Annotated in this window: 12 protein-coding genes; 3 read left to right on the top strand and 9 right to left on the bottom strand. The window is 67.9% G+C overall.

All coding sequences use genetic code 11. The features are described from left to right. Nucleotides 1-22: 22 nt before the first annotated feature. Both HUW46_RS32535 and HUW46_RS32530 read left to right on the top strand, forming a co-directional pair. Nucleotides 23-649: a helix-turn-helix transcriptional regulator gene (locus tag HUW46_RS32535; RefSeq protein ID WP_254125107.1), complete on the top strand. Its 627-nt coding sequence runs from the start codon at nucleotides 23-25 to the stop codon at nucleotides 647-649. 2 nt (nucleotides 650-651) lie between these two features. After that, entirely contained in the window at nucleotides 652-1,782 is a 1,131-nt protein-coding gene (locus tag HUW46_RS32530) for an aminotransferase class I/II-fold pyridoxal phosphate-dependent enzyme (RefSeq protein WP_254126662.1), read from the top strand. Here the strand turns inward: HUW46_RS32530 and HUW46_RS32525 are convergent. The 6 genes from HUW46_RS32525 to HUW46_RS32500 form a co-directional block, all read right to left on the bottom strand. Continuing rightward, the gene (locus tag HUW46_RS32525) at nucleotides 1,775-3,064 is read right to left on the bottom strand and encodes a DUF2786 domain-containing protein (RefSeq protein WP_254125105.1); all 1,290 of its coding nucleotides are present in this window, start codon (nucleotides 3,062-3,064) and stop codon (nucleotides 1,775-1,777) included. The two genes, HUW46_RS32530 and HUW46_RS32525, sit on opposite strands and share 8 nt — an antisense overlap. A 65-nt stretch (nucleotides 3,065-3,129) precedes the next feature. After that, a complete protein-coding gene (locus HUW46_RS32520) occupies nucleotides 3,130-4,335 on the bottom strand; it encodes a metal-dependent hydrolase family protein (protein WP_215542582.1) in 1,206 nt (401 codons plus the stop codon). 124 nt (nucleotides 4,336-4,459) lie between these two features. After that, a complete protein-coding gene (locus tag HUW46_RS32515) occupies nucleotides 4,460-7,546 on the bottom strand; it encodes a helicase HerA domain-containing protein (protein WP_215542581.1) in 3,087 nt (1,028 codons plus the stop codon). Beyond that, nucleotides 7,543-8,172, bottom strand: a complete 630-nt coding sequence (locus HUW46_RS32510) for a hypothetical protein (RefSeq protein WP_215542580.1) — start codon at nucleotides 8,170-8,172, stop codon at nucleotides 7,543-7,545. Before HUW46_RS32510 ends, HUW46_RS32515 begins: the two co-directional genes overlap by 4 nt. Nucleotides 8,173-8,240: 68 nt before the next feature. Then, the gene (locus HUW46_RS32505) at nucleotides 8,241-9,887 is read right to left on the bottom strand and encodes a CATRA system-associated protein (protein ID WP_215542579.1); all 1,647 of its coding nucleotides are present in this window, start codon (nucleotides 9,885-9,887) and stop codon (nucleotides 8,241-8,243) included. A 3-nt stretch (nucleotides 9,888-9,890) separates the two neighbouring features. Next, nucleotides 9,891-10,685 (bottom strand): toll/interleukin-1 receptor domain-containing protein, encoded by a 795-nt coding sequence (locus HUW46_RS32500; RefSeq protein WP_254125103.1) that lies wholly within the window; start codon nucleotides 10,683-10,685, stop codon nucleotides 9,891-9,893. A gap of 55 nt (nucleotides 10,686-10,740) precedes the next feature. Here HUW46_RS32500 and HUW46_RS32495 point away from each other — a divergent pair, with 55 nt between their 5' ends. Then, nucleotides 10,741-11,724, top strand: a complete 984-nt coding sequence (locus HUW46_RS32495) for an SEFIR domain-containing protein (protein ID WP_215542578.1) — start codon at nucleotides 10,741-10,743, stop codon at nucleotides 11,722-11,724. 8 nt (nucleotides 11,725-11,732) lie between these two features. On the opposite strand, the gene HUW46_RS32490 is transcribed toward HUW46_RS32495, so the two are convergent. From HUW46_RS32490 to HUW46_RS32480, 3 genes are all read right to left on the bottom strand, one after another. Then, entirely contained in the window at nucleotides 11,733-13,616 is a 1,884-nt protein-coding gene (locus HUW46_RS32490; RefSeq protein WP_215542577.1) for a hypothetical protein, read from the bottom strand. Nucleotides 13,617-13,685: 69 nt separating this feature from the next. Beyond that, nucleotides 13,686-14,909: a hypothetical protein gene (locus HUW46_RS32485; protein ID WP_215542576.1), complete on the bottom strand. Its 1,224-nt coding sequence runs from the start codon at nucleotides 14,907-14,909 to the stop codon at nucleotides 13,686-13,688. After that, nucleotides 14,906-17,836 carry a DEAD/DEAH box helicase gene (locus HUW46_RS32480; RefSeq protein ID WP_215542575.1) on the bottom strand — a complete coding sequence of 977 codons (2,931 nt, stop codon included), beginning with the start codon at nucleotides 17,834-17,836 and terminating at the stop codon, nucleotides 14,906-14,908. The genes HUW46_RS32485 and HUW46_RS32480 overlap by 4 nt, the downstream gene beginning before the upstream one ends. Between the last annotated feature and the right edge of the window lie 5 nt (nucleotides 17,837-17,841).

The following is a 17,841-nucleotide window of genomic DNA, read 5'->3' as shown; positions in this document are numbered from 1 at the left end:
GCTTGGACATAGAGTCCAACTCGTGTCGAAGGAAGATCCGCGGGTGCGGACGTGGTCGCCGGTGTGCGAGGCGGTGGCGGCCCTGCTCGGGCCGTACGCCGAAGTGGTGCTGCACGACGCCGTGACGGATCGGGTGCTGGCCATCTGGAATCCGATGACCCAGCGCGGCCCCGGCGACGAATCGCTGCTCGGCGAGCTGGGCGATTTGGCGGGACGCGACGTGCACGGGCCGTACGAAAAGCTGCTCGCCGACGGACGGCGCCTGTCTTCGGTGAGCGCCGTTCTGCGCGACGCCGACGGGGACGCGGCTGCCGTGTTGTGCGTCAACCTCGACCGGTCCACGCTCGACCAGGCGGCCGCGCTGCTGTCGCGTTTCGGCGCCCCGGCGACCGAGCGCCCGGAGCCGTTGTTCGAGCAGGACTGGACCGAACGCGTGCACCACGTCGTCGGCACGTTCGTGCGCACCCGAGGCCGTCCCGTCGAACGCCTCGGCCGCGAAGACCGCCTCGCCGTCCTCGCCGAACTCGATGAGGCGGGAGTTTTTTCGATGCGCCGGGCCGTCCCGGTGGTCGCCGACGTGCTGAAGGTGTCGCGCTCGACCGTTTACGCCCTGCTCGCCGAAATCAGGACCTCAAGGAGTGATTCGTGACCATGCTGCCCGAATTCCGGCTGGAAACCTACTTCTCCCGCTGGGAATTCACCGCGAGGTACCACCTCACCGCGTCGGACGCCCAGACCATGACGATGACCGAGCTGCTGGCGCTCGCCGACGACGAGGACCGGCGGGCGTGGGACGAGCTCGCGCTCGGCTACACCGAGATCTTCGGCGATCCCGCGCTGCGGCAAGCGATCGCCGAGACCTACGCGCTGGCGAGCGCGGAGGACGTGATCTGCTTCGCCGGCGCCGAGGAAGCGCTTTACCTGGCGATGCAGGCCCTGCTCGAACCGGGCGACCACGCCGTCGTGGTGACCCCGAACTACCAGGCCGCCGAGACCGTCCCGCTCGCGCTGTGCGAGGTCACCGGCGTCGCGCTGGACCCCGACGACGACTGGGCGCTGGACCTCGACCGAGTGCGTGCCGCGATCCGGCCGGAAACCCGCGTCGTGTCCGTCAACTTCCCGCACAACCCGACCGGCAAGGTCATCGCGACCGAGGACTTCGCGCGGCTGGTCGAACTGTGCGACGAACGCGGCATCCGGCTGTTCAGCGACGAGGTCTACCGCGGCCTGGAACTCGATCCCGCTCGAACGCTCCCGCAGGCGACCGATCTCTCGGACCGGGCGCTTTCGCTGAACGTCACCTCGAAGTCGCTCGGGCTGCCCGGCCTCCGGATCGGCTGGATCGCCTGCCGCGATCCGCTGGTGCGCTCGCGCCTGGAACGCGCCAAGCACTACACGACCATCTGCAACTCCGCGCCGAGCGAGGTACTCGCCCGCATCGCGGTCAAAGCCCGTGCGCACATCCTTTCCCGCAACCGCGCCATCATCGCCGAAAACCTGCCCGTTTTCGACGCCTTCTTCGCCGAGTTCGCCGACCTCTTCGACTGGCAGGCGCCCGACGGCGGCTGCGTGGCCTTCCCCCGCTACCTCGGCCGCGACGGGGTCGAACGGTTCTGCGCGAGCGTGGTGGAAGACGCCGGGATATTGCTGTTGCCCGCCGGGCTCTACCGCTCCGAGCTGACCAGTACCCCCACCGACCGCTTCCGCATCGGGATCGGGCGGCGGAACCCCGAACCCGGGCTCGGCGCGCTCGCTTCCTGGCTCCGGAACAACGCTAGGTGACGCGTTTGCGGTCGACGCCGAGCTCGGCGGTCTCGGCGGCGGCGCGGCCCGCGTCCCATCCCGCGTGGTTGCTGACCGTGCGGGCGCGCCGGACGACATCGGGGAACATGACCTCGAACAGGTCGTCGACCTCCTTGGTGCGCTGCGCGAGCACCGGCAGCAGGCGTTCGTCGGAGATCTGCTCGCTGGTCGCCTGATCGGCCTCGGCGAGCCGCTCCCCGATCCGCTGGGCGTAGGCCAGCAGGAAGGACTGCCGGAACGACCTCGTCCTGGACTGGCCGGCGCGGGTGACCTGCCGCCCCGCCGTCAGCATCGCCTCGGTGGCCTGCACGAGCAGCGAGGTGGACAGCAGTTCCACCAGTTCGAGATCGACCTCGTGCCCGATGAGCGTGACGAAGCCCAGCTTTTCGTACGTCACCGCGCGGCACCGGTTCGCGTGTGCCACCGCGGACACCAGTGACGCCTTGGCGCCGAGGTACGGGTTGTCGAGCCAGAACCGGCGCCCCGTCCCCCGCGCGCCCCTGCCCTCCTCGGCGTCCACCAGTGCCCGTTCGAACGAGTACCGGCTCATCAGCTCCTGCGCCTTGGCCGAGAGCGCCTCGGCCTCCTCGGGGAACTGGCTCGACTCGGCCTTCGCCAGCAGCCCGCGCACCTTGGCGAGCATCCGCTCGTCGACCCCGGTGCGGGCACGGCCCTCCTCCGGCAGCGGGATCTCGGCCAGCTTCGGCAGCGTCATCAGCAGGGAGAGCCCGGAAATGGCCGCGCCGAGCGCGGCCTCGTGCGGATGGCCGTGCTTCTCCGCCCATTGCCCGAACTGAGGTCGATCGGCCTCCCACCACACGGACGCACCGATTTCGTCGAGCTGGGCGCGCCACCGCCAGTGCACCGAGGCCGCCGCGCGCTGCCCCAGCTCGCCCGCGATCGCGTCCGCCAGCAGCCCCGCCTCGGCCTCGCCGAGCCGCCGCAGGGCGATCTGGAAGACGTCGTACGGCTGCCAGCCGCCGGTCCACACGTGCGCGAGCGCCCGGCGCAGCACGAGATCGACGGCCGTGTCCACCGACCGCCTGCTGCCGTGCCGGCCGCTCGCCAGCTCGGCGGCGACCATTCGCGCCTCGCCAGCCGATTGGCTGGACGCCGCCTCCCACAGCACGCGGCCGCTGAAGTTGACCTCCGCGGCGTGCTGCTCGCCGCCGTCCTGCCGGACGCCCTCCTGCTGCCGGTGCGCCCGCCGGGCCCGCGCTTTCTGCTTCGCCGCGCGGTTTTCCCTGTTGTTCCTGCTCATCGCAACTCCCTCCCCGAGCTGCGGGCGAGCCTAATACGGCGGACCGACAATTCCGCGCGCCGGTGTCAGCCGAGCGGGATCCCGGCCTGCACCACGACGCGCCGTTTCGAGGAATCCCACAGCAGAGAGGGATCGCTCACCGGATCGCCGTCGACGACGAGGAAATCGGCGACGCAGCCCGCTTCGACGCGGCCGAGATCGGGACGCCGCAGCAGGTCCGCGTTCACCGAGGTCATCGATCGCAGCGCGCGGAGCGCACCGTCCACTTCGGTCTGCAACCGGACGCCTTGGAGCTGCTCGTCTTCGAGCGCTCCCATCAGGTCGGTGCCGAAGCCGACCCGCACACCCGCCGCGCGGGCCAGTTCGATCGCGGTCTTCCCGTGGTCGAGGACCTCGCTGTTCTTGCCCCGCGAAACCGCCGCGAGGCCCACCTCGTCGCTACGCCGCTCCATCGCGTCGTAAGTGGCCAATGTGGGCACGAGAAACGCCTCGTGTTCGGCCATCACCTTCGCCGTCTCGGCATCGAGCAGGTTGCCGTGCTCGACGGAACGGACACCGTTTTCCACGGAATGCCGGATCGCTTCCGGCGAATAGGCGTGCGCGGCGACGTAACTGCCCCGCCGCGCGGCTTCTTCGGTCACGGCCCGGATTTCCTCCGGGGCGTACTGCGGGATGCGGATCGGGTCGGTGAGCGACATGACCCCGCCCGAGGTCATGATCTTGATGGCGTGCGCGCCGCGGCGGAACCGGTCGCGCACGGCCCGACGCAGCGCGTCGACCCCGTCCACCACCTCCGTGGTGTGGTGATGGCACGCGCACAGGTCGCTGTCCGCGGCACGGGGATCACCGTGCCCACCGGTCTGGCTCAGCGCCGCACCGGTGTAGAAGTACTGCGGGGAGGCGATGAGCCCCTGGTCGATCGCGGCGGCGAGACCGGGATCCCCGCCCGCGACGTCGCGCACCGTGGTGAAACCGCGCGCGAGCGCCGAGGAAAGCCGCTTCGCCCCGGCCAGCGCGATGTAGCTCGGCGGCGTCGACTCGATGCGCAGCCCGTCGAGGCTGATCCCGTACGCGTGGAAGTGCGCGTCGATCAGCCCCGGCAGCACCGTGCCGCCCCGCGCGTCGAGCACGCGGTCCGCCGTGGCCGAAGCCCCCGGCCCGACCTCGGCGATCCGCCCGTCGACGACGTGGACCGGCCCGTCGGTCAGCTCGTCCGACACCCCGTCGAACACCCTCGCGTTGACGATCGACAGCGAACCGTTGCGCCCCATGCGAATTCCCTTCCCCATTGCCAGCCCATCGGCTTCGATCCCTGGGCACCTTACGGCAGGCCGACTGCTGGGGCGAAGAGCATTGAACGCCGACCGACGCGGGTGGCTCGGTTGGGTGTCGTCCTCATCGAGGGCGGCGGCCTCGAGCGCGGTCGATCACCTCCTCAATGCGGAGCGGGCTGGCCGGATGGTTGCTCAAGCACATCGGTGTAGCGATATGGCGGAAGCCGAAGGTCTCGCCCGCAACATAGAACTGGGCGCGCTCCAGCCGAGAAATGTCGTCGACCGTGCTGCCCTTCGCCCTGGCCAGCTCATTGGCCGCGGCGATCTGGGCCGGGCTGTTGAGGCGGCCGAAGAACTGGGTCATCGCGTTGCCGACCACCTGGTTGTGCAGTCCCTTCGGTGCCTGGGTCGCGAACAACAGACCAAGGCCGTACTTGCGGGCCTGCGAGGCGAGCACGATGGTACTGCGGGTGCTCGCGGTCAAAGTCCCCGACGCGGCGAGGGTCTGCGCTTCGTCCATCACGAAGAGAGCGCCGAGGGGGCGGTCGCCTGCCGGGTTACGTTTGACCCAGGCGAACAGTTCCATCTGCAGCTGGTTGACGAAGTTCTGCCGCTGTTCCTCCGCGGGCAGACCGATGAAGCTGATGACGGACACCCTCGCGCGCTTTCCCGTCTCCGGCGTGAGGAGCGCGCCGGGGTCCACGGGGTGGCCGTCGCCTGCCAGCAAAGGGTCGTTGACCATGGCGGCCTTCAGCACCTCGGCGAGATCGCCCGCGATGCGCTTGCCGTTGTTGAGGTTGCTCACGCCCTCGGGCAGATCGGAAAGCACCTCGATGAGTTCGGGAAGGCTACGCGAGCCAGTGCGCGCGTGGTGGATGACCGCCTGCCTCAGCACCGCCAGCCCGATGTTGGCCTTGACGGTGCTCCCGGTGAGCCGGGCCTGCGGCGCCAAGGTCGCCACGGCCACCTCCACGGCGGCGGCGAACTCGTCTTCGTCGTCGAGGACGCCCTCGAAGTCCGGCAGTGGTTGGAAGGCGAGCGGCCTGCCGGTGGCTCGTCCCGGCGTCCAGACGACGACGTCTGTCTCGGCCAGGTACTGCTTGGCCAGCCGCGCGTCATCGGGTCCCCACCCCTTGGGTGGATCAGGCCACGGGTCCCCGAGACGGGCCAGGTCGTTGTTCGGGTCCAGCACGATCGCGGACACGCCCAGCAGGGCGCACTCCTCCACGATTCGCCGGAGCAGAACCGTTTTCCCCGATCCGGAACCGGCGAACACCGCAGCGTGCTTGCGCAGCGCCGCCAGTTCGACCCGCACCGGTTCTCCCGTGCCCACAACGGCACCGAGGGTTATTTCCCCGTCCGCGGGTGGTGGGTGCCTCCCCTCCGCGCGCTGCCCCGTCGGCACCTCGGGCAGCACTGCCGACAAGAGCTGCGACCGTCCGGCGGGCCGCCGCTCGACGAGCCACTCGTGCAGCTCGGTGCCGCCCCGCACGAACATCTTTTCCAGTGCCCAGAAGGTCCTGACATCGGCTTCGGAAAGCTTGAGCCGCTGACCGCCGACGGCTTCGAGCGCCTTGAGCTCCGCCTGGGTCGTCGGTCCGGGTGACCACGACGCGTTGCGGAGGAGGATCAGATGCCGATTGTCGGCACCCTGCCGCAGTCCCGCGGCTGACCTCGCTTTGCGGAAGCGGTGCAGCACAGCCAGGTGATGCGGGGCGGCGATCGCCCTGAACGCCCAGTGCTCCTCGAGATCGGACGCCTCGTCAACGGTGCGAGTCAGCCAGGCGTGCACCTCGTTCCGCTCGGTTCTGGTTTCACAAGTCCATTCCATGTTGTCGTCCCCGACCTCGGTGATCCACCCTTTGAGCGCGGCGGACAGCAGCGAGGGCATTACTTCGTCCTCCGCGCGCTGGTCGAGCAGCATCGACGCGTCGGCTTCCGACCGCAGTTCTTCGAACCACGTGTCGAGTTCGGCGAAGCGATTTGGCCTGGGAGCGGGACGCGACGGCTCGGGAACGTGGGGCGTGTGGTCGCCGAAGGTGGTCAGCTCGCGAACCTCACCTGTTCGCAAGCACGTGTCGATGTGGGCACCGATGCGCTGCAGCAACTGGCGCGGCGTGAGCTCATCCCACACCCCCTCGAACGCGGACGGCGCGACCGGCCAGGTCGAGTGCGGCGGCACGAAACCCATCGCTTCGTAAGCGACGCCAAGCCGCTTCTCCACCAACGCCTTGCCCAGTGCGGCATCGGTCACTCGCCCGAGGATCAACGATTCGCGGAAACGATCGGGAACCGTGTCGGCGGCCTTGTCCCTGATCTGAGTCCAGGTGCCGGGCAGGCAGGCGAGTGCGGTCACGGTGCGGCGGGTCACTTCGCGCAACCGCATCAACCCGTCGGCGATCTGAGCCACCAGCAGATCACCGTCCACGCCCCGCCCATCGCTTTGCGTACCCAGAGTCGAACGTGCGATGAGCGTGTCGAGTTGGTCGACGCCGATCACGATCGGCCCCGTCAGGGCCAACAATCGCGTGATGTCCCGAACCTGTGTGTGCGCGGGCTTCGGCTGTGGGCGAATTCCCCACTTTCGCCGTTCTCCCGACTTCGATTCTTCGAATCCGCCAAGATAGTCCTCGCCGATGTAGTTCTTCCCGGTCTCCTCACTCGCGTATAGCACCAGTGCTCGCGCGGTGTCGGCGCACTCGACGGCGACCTGTCTGTCAAGGGCACGTAGCCCGTCGATGAAGGTCTCGACGTGCGTCCTGGTGAGGCCACGTCCGCCAAGGATCGCCTTGGTGGCCCCGGCATCGACGCCGACCCGCAGGCAAACCCGACGAAGGAAGCTCACGAGTTGGGAGAAACCGGACTCGTCCGGCCGGGAAAGTCCTTGACGCAAGGCTTCAGCGGTGTTTTCCCAGAACGCATCGCCCGCGGTGAGATCATCGAGGAAGAAGTACCCGCGGGCACGATGCGCACGCTGCCGAACGAGGCCGAGCAAATGGGTCTTGCCGACGCCCTTCTGGCCCTGCAGCACCACGCCGATCGGACTGGGCCCATCGCTGGCGGTGGCGTTGCGCAAACCCGCGTCGATGGCCGCGACCACCTCCGCGTGCAGCCCGTCCACGTGGTACGGCGAGTCCGTCCACACATGGTCCGGCGTGTCAGCCCAGTCGAAGCGCAGCGCGGCCAACGCGGCCAACGGCTCCATCATGGCGCCTCGATCGACAACAGGTGGTTGTCCTCACCGCCGATGCGGATGGCTGCCTTGTGGTCAGCGGCAGTGAGCACCTTGCGGTTGGACTCCGGGACCAGGTGCACCTTCCCGGCTCGGCTCAGTTCTTTGAGCAACGCGTCCACGGCGTCCGCGGAAGCACCGCCGAGCATCGGCCGAAGGTCCACCAGTCCTACCCAGTCGCGAGGCGACCTGGCGAGCTTGCGGTAGGCCGTGCGGATCCGGCTCTCGATGTCGGCCTTGGTCGGCTCGACGGTGCGCGCGAACAGGTCCGCGAGGCGCAGGTTCTGCCGCCGCAAGTAGTCGTCGAAGCCGCCAAGAAGTACGTACAATCCGCCGATCAGATTGCTTCGCGAGTGCGGTGGCGGTGTCTTCACCCCCAACTCGGCTTCGCACCACCCCCACCCGCTTTCGGTCAGCTGATGGCAGAAAGCGCGCCCTGGTTTGGTGCTGACGACGTATCCGAGGTCGTTCAGCTCAGTCCGCTCGTTTCCGGTGAGCGTGAAGCCCACGATGGTTTCCAGCTCGGGATTGGACACTTCGCGGTCGAGCACCATCAGGGTGAACATCGCCGCGGTCTGCTTGTGTCCCAATCGATCGGCCATCCGAGTTCCTTCCACACCGTGGGCTGTGTGACCGCGCGCTCGCGACCACCGGATTCGTTGAAATGGGCCTATTCGCGGGGAAACCTGGTGAATTCGTGACGACTACCGTCCGGGCCCTTGGCCCGCACCTCGAGCACCTGCCTCACCTGTTCGAGCGTCGCCTTGGTGGCCAGAGGCACGGGAGTGCGCCGCCCGTCCGCGATCGAGTCACCGCGGGGCCTGGTCGCCACTGCGAGGTCGGCGGTGAGTTCGCGCGTTCTCACCGCGTCACCGGCGCCTACCGCGACGACGAGTTCGCGAACGGTCTCGTCCACGAGTTCCCACATCAGCGGGCGCAGCCACGCGCTGATGGCTTGGCGCAGCACACCGACCGGGTCGACCTCGCCGACGTCGACGAGGGATACGTCGCCGTTGAGCTGGTCCACCAGTCCGAGCGCGACCTCGGACGGCCCCTGCGACGGACCGAGCCGCAGGTAGCGCAGGTTGCCCACGTAACCGGGCAGCGCGTTGGGCTCCGCATCCGCGGTGAGCACGGGGATGACCCTGCGATCCTGGCCGAGCGTCCGGTGCAGGAACAACTCGACCTCCGCGGACTGCCAGCGGCTCACCTTCCGGTCGACGACGAGGCACAAATGCCTGGCGTCGTCTTCCACCTTGTCGAGAAACGACCTGTCACCGGACATCGACTTGACGACCCGCACACCGCGTTGCGCCAGATCGGCGATCAGCGATTCCGCGAAGTCCAATGTGGATCTCGGAGTGCTGACCCTGAGGTCGTAGGCGAAATCGCGGTTGGCCGTCCTCGCCGCGGCGACGTAGGCATCCCGGTTCTCCGCCAGCAGGTCCGTGCGGTCGAACTGGTGCGCCACCACCGCCGCGACCGTCTCCAGCGCGAAGCCGATCTGGTCGGCGCCAGGACTGGACTCGGACCGGACCGGCAGTTGCTCACCGAAGCTCCAGTAGGACACGTACGGCAGCGTCAGGTGACGTGACATGACCTCGGGCGGCACGGTGTGGTCGAGCCAGGTGCGGAACAAGCCCGCGGTCTGTTCGACGCAAACACTCCGCCACTTCTCGGACCGGTCGTACTCTTCGCGGGTGTCGAACCGGGACAACACCGGCAGCACCGCGAGCTGCGGCCGGTCGAACGGCAAGCCGTCGCGGGCCGCGTTGGCGCGCTTGGCGATCTCGACGGCACCCCGCACGCTCTGCGTGTTGGCCGTGTACAGGACGACGAGGCTGTCCGGGAGGTGCGCCGTGCAGATGCCACCGATATCGGAGATTCCGGTTCGGCTGTCGAGGAGAACGTAGTCGTAGTCGGCCGTCCACCGCTCGCGGCACTGTTCGAGGTACTGGCCGAAACCGTTCTCGTACAAGGCTTCCCAGTCGATGCCCTGGACCCTGCGGACGTAGTCCGGCTCGTCCCTTCCCGCCGCGATGAAGTCGAGCGTGCCGACGCCGGTCAGCCGGGTGACATGGGCGGTGGGTCGGACCTGGCCGCGGAGGAAGTCCGCGACCAGGTCCACCACCCCTCCCGCGGGCTCGTCGGCCAGCATCGGCCGGAAGTAGTCACGCAGGCCGGGCGCCTCCAGATCCCAGTCCACGCACAGCACGCGATGACCCCAGCGCGCCAGCAGGACCGCGATGTTGGCCAATGCGAAGCTCCGGCCGACGCCACCCTTGTAGGAGTAGAAGGTCACGACTGTGCCCGGCATCCGTCAGAACCTCGGCACGAGCGGCGTCGCGGGGGCTTCGGGCAAAGGCGTTTCCACTGGCCAATCGGACCGCCACTCCGGCGCGTCGTCGATGAGCTCCCCCAGCTCTTCCGCGATCCGAGCCACCTCTTGATGGAAATCCAGGTACGCCTGGGACGCCTGGAAGTGCTCGTAGGGAGCATTCCATTCCTTGAGATCCTGCATCTGGCGTTCGTGCGCGTATTCTGGAAAGTTCCTCGAGTCACAGAAGATCACTGGGTAGATCAGGGTCGTCGGCCTTTCCGGTGAGGCCCGGCTGACCAGCTCCTCACGACGGGCCATGGAGTGCCACTCGGCGAGGCACCACTCGTTGTGGAAGTACTTGGGCGAGCACACCGGCACCAGGATCTTCGTGCGCCGCAGGGCGGCCCGCAGCTCGTGCGGCCATCGCGCGCCACCGCGAAGGTTCTTGTCGAAGAAGACCTTCACCTCGCGATGGTGGTTTTCGTCGAGGAGATCCCGCAACAACGGGTAGAAGTGGGTGCGCACCCAGAGTGGCACGAACGGGCTCTCACGTTGATAGCTGATGAACACGTCATACTCGTACACGCGTGCCATCGCCCCTTCGCGCCCGTCGTCAAGAGCGTTGATGGTAAGTCGGCGCCAGGAGCCAAAAACATACACGAAAGCTGACAAAAACTGGACATTCCTTGGCCACGTCGTCATGACCGGACCGGAAGGCGTTTCGGGCGGAAAAACGCTGACGGCAGGGAAACTGGACAGAAACCGGTCAACGCGCAGCCCGGGCTCGTCCGGCACCGGTTTGTCACCGACAATGCGTATCTCGACACGGATCTTTCCCCAAGGAGCCCCGATGCCCGATCACGAGGCGCCACGCGTGTTCGTCACCTACGCGGACGATTCGCCGGAGCACCAGGAACTGGTGCTCCGGTTCGCCGGGTTCCTGAGAACCCGGATGGGACTCGACGTGGAACTCGACCAGTGGTATCGGAACAAACGACGCGACTGGTCCGTGTGGGCGATCGAACATCTCACCGAAGCGGAATTCGTCCTGGTCATCGCTTCCCCGGAGTACCGGCGTCGCGCCGATGGGTCCACGGGTCCGCTCGAAGGACGCGGTTCGCACCTCGAGGCGGCGATGCTCCGCGACGATCTGACCAAGGACCTGCGCGGCGCGACCGAGCGGATCCTTCCCGTCGTTCTGCCCGGGCAGAACGCCAACGGCATCCCCCGTTTTCTCAACGCGCATTCCACCACGAGATTCCACGTGGACACCTTCAGTGAAGCGGGAGTGGCCGAGCTGATGGCCGCGATCACCGGGCGCGGGCGGCATCCGCTGCCCGAACGCGGCCCGTGGCCAGCCGCGCACCCGGACGAGCCGACGTCCCAGCAGGCGTCCCGCGTCACCGGCCTGCGCTGGCTGGCCAGTAGCGCGCAGATCCGGCCGGGATCCGCCCGGATCGACGGCGTGCACTACGCGGACAGCATCCTGGTCCGCCCGACCGGCATGGTGGAAGCGGTGAGCTTCGTCGAGATCGACCTCGGCGCCGCCTACCGGCGGCTGACCGCGGTGGTGGGGATCCTCGACGACGCCATCGAGCCGTTCCAAGTGGGGCGTTTCCGGGTGTCCCTCGACGGGCGTCCGCGTTCAGAGCACCTTGCGGCACTCCGAAAACCGGACGCGGTCGACCTCGACGTCACCGGCGCGCTGATGTTGCGACTCGAGGCGTCCCGTCCTGGTGTCACGACCTCGTCCACCCACTCGAAGCCGCCGAACAGCGGACTCCGTTCCGGTCGGCTTCCCGAGCTGGCATGGGGGAATCCCACCCTGTCCTGAGCGTCCGGTTACGCGCACCCGATGACGGTCAGGTCGTCCCAGAGCGCGGTGACGGTTCGCCGGGTGCTGTGCAGGAGGTTGTCGAGGAGCGCGAGGCTGAGGCTGTCCCTCGTCTGCTGGCCGGCCGCCACGGCGGCTCGCGCCTGCTCATAGGAGACGCGCACGAGGTGCGGCTGGACGATCATGACCTTGGTCCGGTCGGTTGCCACCCTGGCACGGAGTTGCTGGGCGAACTCGGCACTCGTGATCCGCAGGCCTGCGTGCCAGGCCGCGGACCGCACCGCCCGCGGCCTGGCGAGCCGATCCTCCAGGCGCTCCGCGCTGAGCAACCGGATGTTCTTCTCGGCCTGGCTGACCAGTTCCTCGAACGGTTTGACCGCGATCCGGCGGACGGGGCTGGCGTTCGCCGCCGCCTTCACGTGGATCGCGGTCAGCGTCCCGTCGTCGGTCAGGTGGAGGAAGTCCGCGACCTCACCGGCGCCGTCGTCGCAAAGCAGCCAGTCGGAGCCGAAGCGCTGCACCACCCAGGCGAACAGCGAGTCGTCTCCGTCCCGCGAAATGGCGTCGTGGAGGTGCCCGCCCTTCCGCGGGGCGGGCTTTTCTTTCGTGACCGAGTAGCCGGAGAAGTCCTCGAATTCGAGATTGGGGAACGGCTTCGAAACCGGTTTCTGCCGCACCACCTGGCTTCCGTTGAACAGGTGCCCCGATTCGTAGTACACGGTGAGCAGATCGCCCTCGGCGATCACCTCCTTCACTTCGCGGGTGAACGCCTCCGCGGTGGGCGTACCGCGATAGCGCACGTCCAAGCACACTCTCCCAGCGGATTCGACCGGTTTGACGACCAACGTTCCGGTTACCGCGCCGTCGTGGCCGACGTCGAGGTAGGTCTTCGCAGAAGTCGGCTCGCCGTGCACCGCGATAATGGCCGAACGCAGGAATTCCGCGCGCGCACTGGATTCCTCGTCGTTCTCGGGCTCTCCGCCCACCCGATCCGGTTCCGCCACCAGCGCTTCGAAGGCACCCCGCACTCGCCCGAGATCGGACTCGGGCACCGCGAGTTCGGCAAACTGCGGCTCCGGCTCCTCACCGGAGACCAGCGCCTTTTCGACGATGTCCAGTACCTCGCCCACCGCGGCCACGAACATCGGAAAATGCGAAGTCCGCTTCCACGAGATCCGGGACGCCCCGGGGGAAACCGTGACGACGTCGCGCAGCACCGCGTTCTGATCGCCGGGCAGGTAGGCGACCTTGGCCGCGGTCATCGCGTACGTGCTGTCCTCGATGGCGTCCAGCGCGTCCTGGAGACGCAAGCCCCCGAGTGCCTTGCTGTCCGACTTGGTGGTGCGGCGGCGGTGCACTCCGCGCACCCACAGCATCCTGCCGTCACCCCGGAACACCCCGGCGAGCAGATCGGCGGAAACGAACCGGTACGGAGCTGCCTCCCGGTGAATCCACCTGCTGAACTTCGCATCACTGGTGAAACCCGAGTAGACCGCGACGAGCCGGTCCCGGCGGACCGCGACCGACATCTGATGGACCACGTCCACGAAACCAGCGTCCCGCTCCACCCATTCGGGCACGCGCCGCACCTCGCGAACGATGCTGTGGACCTCGTCGACGCCGAAATCCCCTATCGGCCCGGCGCCGTCGACGACCTCTTCCGCGCGCGATGCGATCTCGGCGCGGACATGGACCCGGTCCGCGCGACCCTGATCACCGGCGTTCCTGCGTAGAAACCGCCGCAGCGTCTCGAACGCTCGCGCGGGATCGTCATCCGTGCATTCCAGCAGAACCACGGACACGTACGGCTTCAGGTCGACGAGACGCAACGGCGGGATCGGGAAATCCTGGTTCTGGTTCATCATAACACTGGAAATGTAGCCCCAGTGCACGAAGTCCGCTATGGACAGTACAAGGCCGCCACCTTCTGTCCACCAATTGCCCAGTGGGCGAATCGTATTCTATTCCAGTGTCCCGTCCAGCAGACCCGAGAGCCGCCTCGCGAATCCGCTCCGCCCGTCCCCGGAAGCCATTTCACGCACGGATCGCATGTCCGCGGAGAGCCGCAGCTGGCGCGCGACGCGATCGATGCGCGCCTCGACATCGGCGGCCGTGACGCGGGAGCGACCCGCCAGGTAGTTCTCCACCCGCGTGAGCAACGTCCGCTTCCTGGTTTCCTCGTCATCGCAATCGACACGCAGCAGGCACGAGCTCAACACGACGTACGAGCCGAGCTTGCTCGGCGGCACCGGGCCACCGGGGTCGAAAGCGTTCGCGGGCAAGGTGATCCGCCAATCGCCGTCCGCGAGCGGTTCAGGGCGGAAGCCTCCGAGGTTCTTGCCCTTCAGCCAGTTGTGAACGTGCGTTTCCTGGACATTCGGCTTTGCCGCGATTTCCTCGCTGTTCAGCACTCCGTTGATCTCGGGGCTGAGTTCGCACAGCTCGCTCAGTTCCGGATCGGCCGTGTCACCGACCTGGCTGTAGGCGAGATGATGAACACGCCGTTGCCGGTCGGTGGCGCGCACGACGTAAAGCGGCAGATGGACGAGCTGCTCGCCGACGCTCTCCGGATTCTCAATTCGTGTCGGCAAATTGTAACGATCGCGATCTTTTTGGTTCGCCAGCTCGGTCAGCGCTTCCCGACGGAACCCGGTCGCGGTCCACAGCATCCCGAACCTCGGGTACGCGTTGGCCACGGTCGCCGCGCGCGCTTCCGGCTGGGACATGAGCGTGACGACACTGGCCTGGTAGTAGGGCCTGGTCAGCGGACGCGACAGGAAACCGTCGAAGTACAGCTTGCGGCGGTCTTCTCGCTCGATCAGGTAGCACACCTGGTCCCGCTGGGATCTGCGGCCGAGCTCGGTCAGGGCCAGCCTACCGTCGTGCTCCGTGAGGTGTCCGATCGCGCCCAGGACCCGCACCGCTCTGTCGACGAGCGAGACGTCCAACGCGAAGAATCCGGCCAGCTCCGCCCTGGTCCCCAATCCGCCTTCGGCTATTCCGCGTTCGAGGTAGCGGTCGATCAGCTGGTACGGCCTGCCGTCGGTGACCGTCGCCTTGACCTCGACCTCCCATACCGGCAGCAACAGCGGGAAGATCCGCGTCGGCACCAGTCCCCTGCCGAACATGGCGTCCTCCAACGCCCGTTCCTGCGGGTACGGAATCACCTTGTTCCTGCCGTTCATTCCGGCATTCCCTTCAGCAGAGCCATGATCTCCGCATACTCCCGCTTGTCACCGGTGTCGAGCACGTGGTCGCGTAACGAACGTGCCAACTCACGAAACCCGTCGTCGTCGGCTCGCGCCAGCGTGCCCATGTCGCCGACCAGTACCAGCTGCCGCTTCACCCTGGTGAAGGCGACGTTCGCCCGTCGCAGTTCTTCGAGGAATCCGACCCTGCCTTCACTGTTGCTCCGGGTGAACCCGTACAGGATCACGTCGCGTTCCCCGCCTTGGAAGGAATCCACGGTGCCGACGTTCGCGTCGATCGTGTCGGCGTCGCGGACGTGGGCGCGGAGCTGCTCCGAGATCATTTTCGCCTGCGCCGCATAAGGAACGATCGCCGCCCACTCGACCCCTCGCCGGTGGTAGTACGACGCGAGCAGCACCAGCAGGCGCGCTTCGGCATGGTTGACCCAGCTGCGGGAAAGGCCGCCCGACGGGGATTCGGCACGCTCGTGTTCGGGCAGCCGGTAGGTGTCGACGAACGCGAGCGGACTGGCGAACAGCGACGGATCGTGCGAGCGGTCGACCATCGTCTTCAACGTTCCTTCGTAGAACGTGTCCGAAATGAAGTCCGCGACGACCTTCGGCATCCGCCGCTGCTCGGTCAGGCGCACGATGTGGGTGTCCGGCAGCTCCCCGACGAGGATCTCGAGCGCGCTCTTCTCGATCAATGTGTCCATTGTGGAGTTACCGATCTCGTGCGCCCAGCCGGCCACCTCGCTCGTGACGATCGGGGGCAGCTGCCGATGGTCGCCCACCAGCACGGCCCGCTTCGCCCGCACGAGCGGCACCAGCAAGCCGGGCACCCCGATCTGCCCTGCCTCGTCGACGATCGCGAGATCGAAGTCCACTCCCGAGAGGTGTTTGGACGTCGCGACGCCGGTGGACGTCGCACCGATGACATCGGCGTACCGGATCAGCTCGGGATAGAGCTGCTCGACGGCGCCGGACACCTCCTCACGCCATTGCGCGAGAACCCCGGCCCTGATCTCCAGAAGGTCCAATCGCGGGCCCAGCCACGCGTGCAGTCGTCGCAACGCGGTCACCACGGAGACCGGGTCTTCCTGCCACTGGATCCCCGGCACGACGTCGACCGGCGTGACCGCGAGGTGTACTGCCCGCAGAGCGTCGGCCACATTCGCGCGGTGGTTTTCGGCCTGCCGTCGCGCTTCGTCGAGAGACTGCGCGGCCGCCCGCACCTGAGGTGTATCCCGCGTCGCGGCTTCCAGCGCGCGTTCCGCCTCTGCCACGGCCGCTCGGTGCCCGCCGACGGCCTCCGCCCATTCCGCGGAGGTCGTCCGTCCCGCCTCGATCCGTCGCGCCCTCGCCCGAGCCGTCACCCGTGCCAACGAGGCGAAGGGCGGCCACCACCGGCGTGCACGGGCGCGTTCGTCACGCCGGACCAGGCGGGCGAGTTTCCCGTTGTGCCGGGCCGATCGTTCTTCCTGGGCCGCCAGCTCCGCCCGCGCGTGCGCCACTCGCTCTTGCACAGGCCCGCCAACGAGACATCGGGTCCGGTCGAGTTCGCTCCAAGCGCGCACGGCCGCGTCACACGCCATCGCGAACGCCTCGATCCTGCGACCCAGCTCATGAGTCCACTGACGTGCCAGCGGCAGGCTCGCATAACCGCCGAGCGCCGCGGTGACGCTGCCGACGACTTCGCTACGGAGGTCCGCGGCCAGCACCTCCAGCAGGTAGGGCCGTCCCTCCGGGTCGATCTTGCCCTCGTTGCCGACGCGGACGAGGACGACCTCCTTCGGCAACTTGGCCAGCACGTTGTCCACGGCCCGGTTCGTGTGCGAAGACACGAGCACGGGCCCGCGGTCCGATGCGAGCGCGAGCGACCGGGCGATCTGGGTGATGGTGCGGGTCTTGCCGGTACCGGGCGGCCCCAGCACGAGCAACATGTCCCGCACCCCGAGCGCCTTCCGGAAGGCGGTGAGCTGGTCCTCGTCCAATCGCTCCGCCGGCGATTCGGACGAGACCGGGAAGGAATGGACCCGATGTTCCACCAGCACCGGCAGCAGCGACTCGTGGCGGGCCTGCCGCGTGCGCAAGGTCTCGACCGCGGCGCGTTGCTTGGCGAACACGACGTCACTGACGGTCTCTTCCAATTCGCCTACCGAGGGCAGCTGTGCCCAGTCGACGGGCTGGTCGAACCGCACGAACACCCGTTCGTCCTCGACCCGGGACACCTGGCCGCGCTGGGCAGGCGCGCCGCGGAGCTGAACGTACCGGTTCCGCTCGGGAAGCTGGCCGCCCACGATGTCGAAGGCGTAGATCGCCGAGGCACTGACCCGGCGCTCGGCAACCGGTTTCACCTCGCGGTACGGATATGCCGGAAGGTCGGCGTCCCGCTTCGCGCCGACCTCCTGCGTACCGTCGATCAGCCGGTCGACCGTGTCGAGGTACTCGGCGTGCGCGGGGCTCAGCTCGGGGACGGCGCGCTCGTCACCGAGCTGCCGGGTCAGCTCGGCCCACCCGCGCTGGATCTGGTCCCACCGCGACTGGTACCCGGCGGGAACGTGGCGAAGTTCGAACACCGCCTGCCACTGCGCGCGCACAAGCAGGCAGCCCTTCGCCAGGCGGTCGTGATCGGCTAGCCGGAGGGGTTTGATCGAAGCCACCGTGTAGGCGTCTCCTCGCCCGCTCGCGTACAGGTAGACGACGTAGGCGGCGGTGTACAAGACCAGGCTGCGGTCGCCCCCGTTCCGCGGCTCGCTGATGGTGGCCGCGACTCCCTGCGGGTGCGCGTTGAAGTCGTCGACGACTCGCGTCACCCCGTTCGGCAGGACACCGGGGAATTCCTCCCTCAGCTGACGGAGCTTGCCGTCGAGTGACCTGGCCGGCACGAGCGCGATCGGGCCGGGCAGCGTGATGGACCGCACCGGGT

The organism is Amycolatopsis sp. CA-230715 (assembly GCF_018736145.1).
Lineage (GTDB): Bacteria > Actinomycetota > Actinomycetes > Mycobacteriales > Pseudonocardiaceae > Amycolatopsis.
Note: the sequence above shows the minus strand (reverse complement) of the source record. Positions and strands in the feature narration are given on the sequence as shown.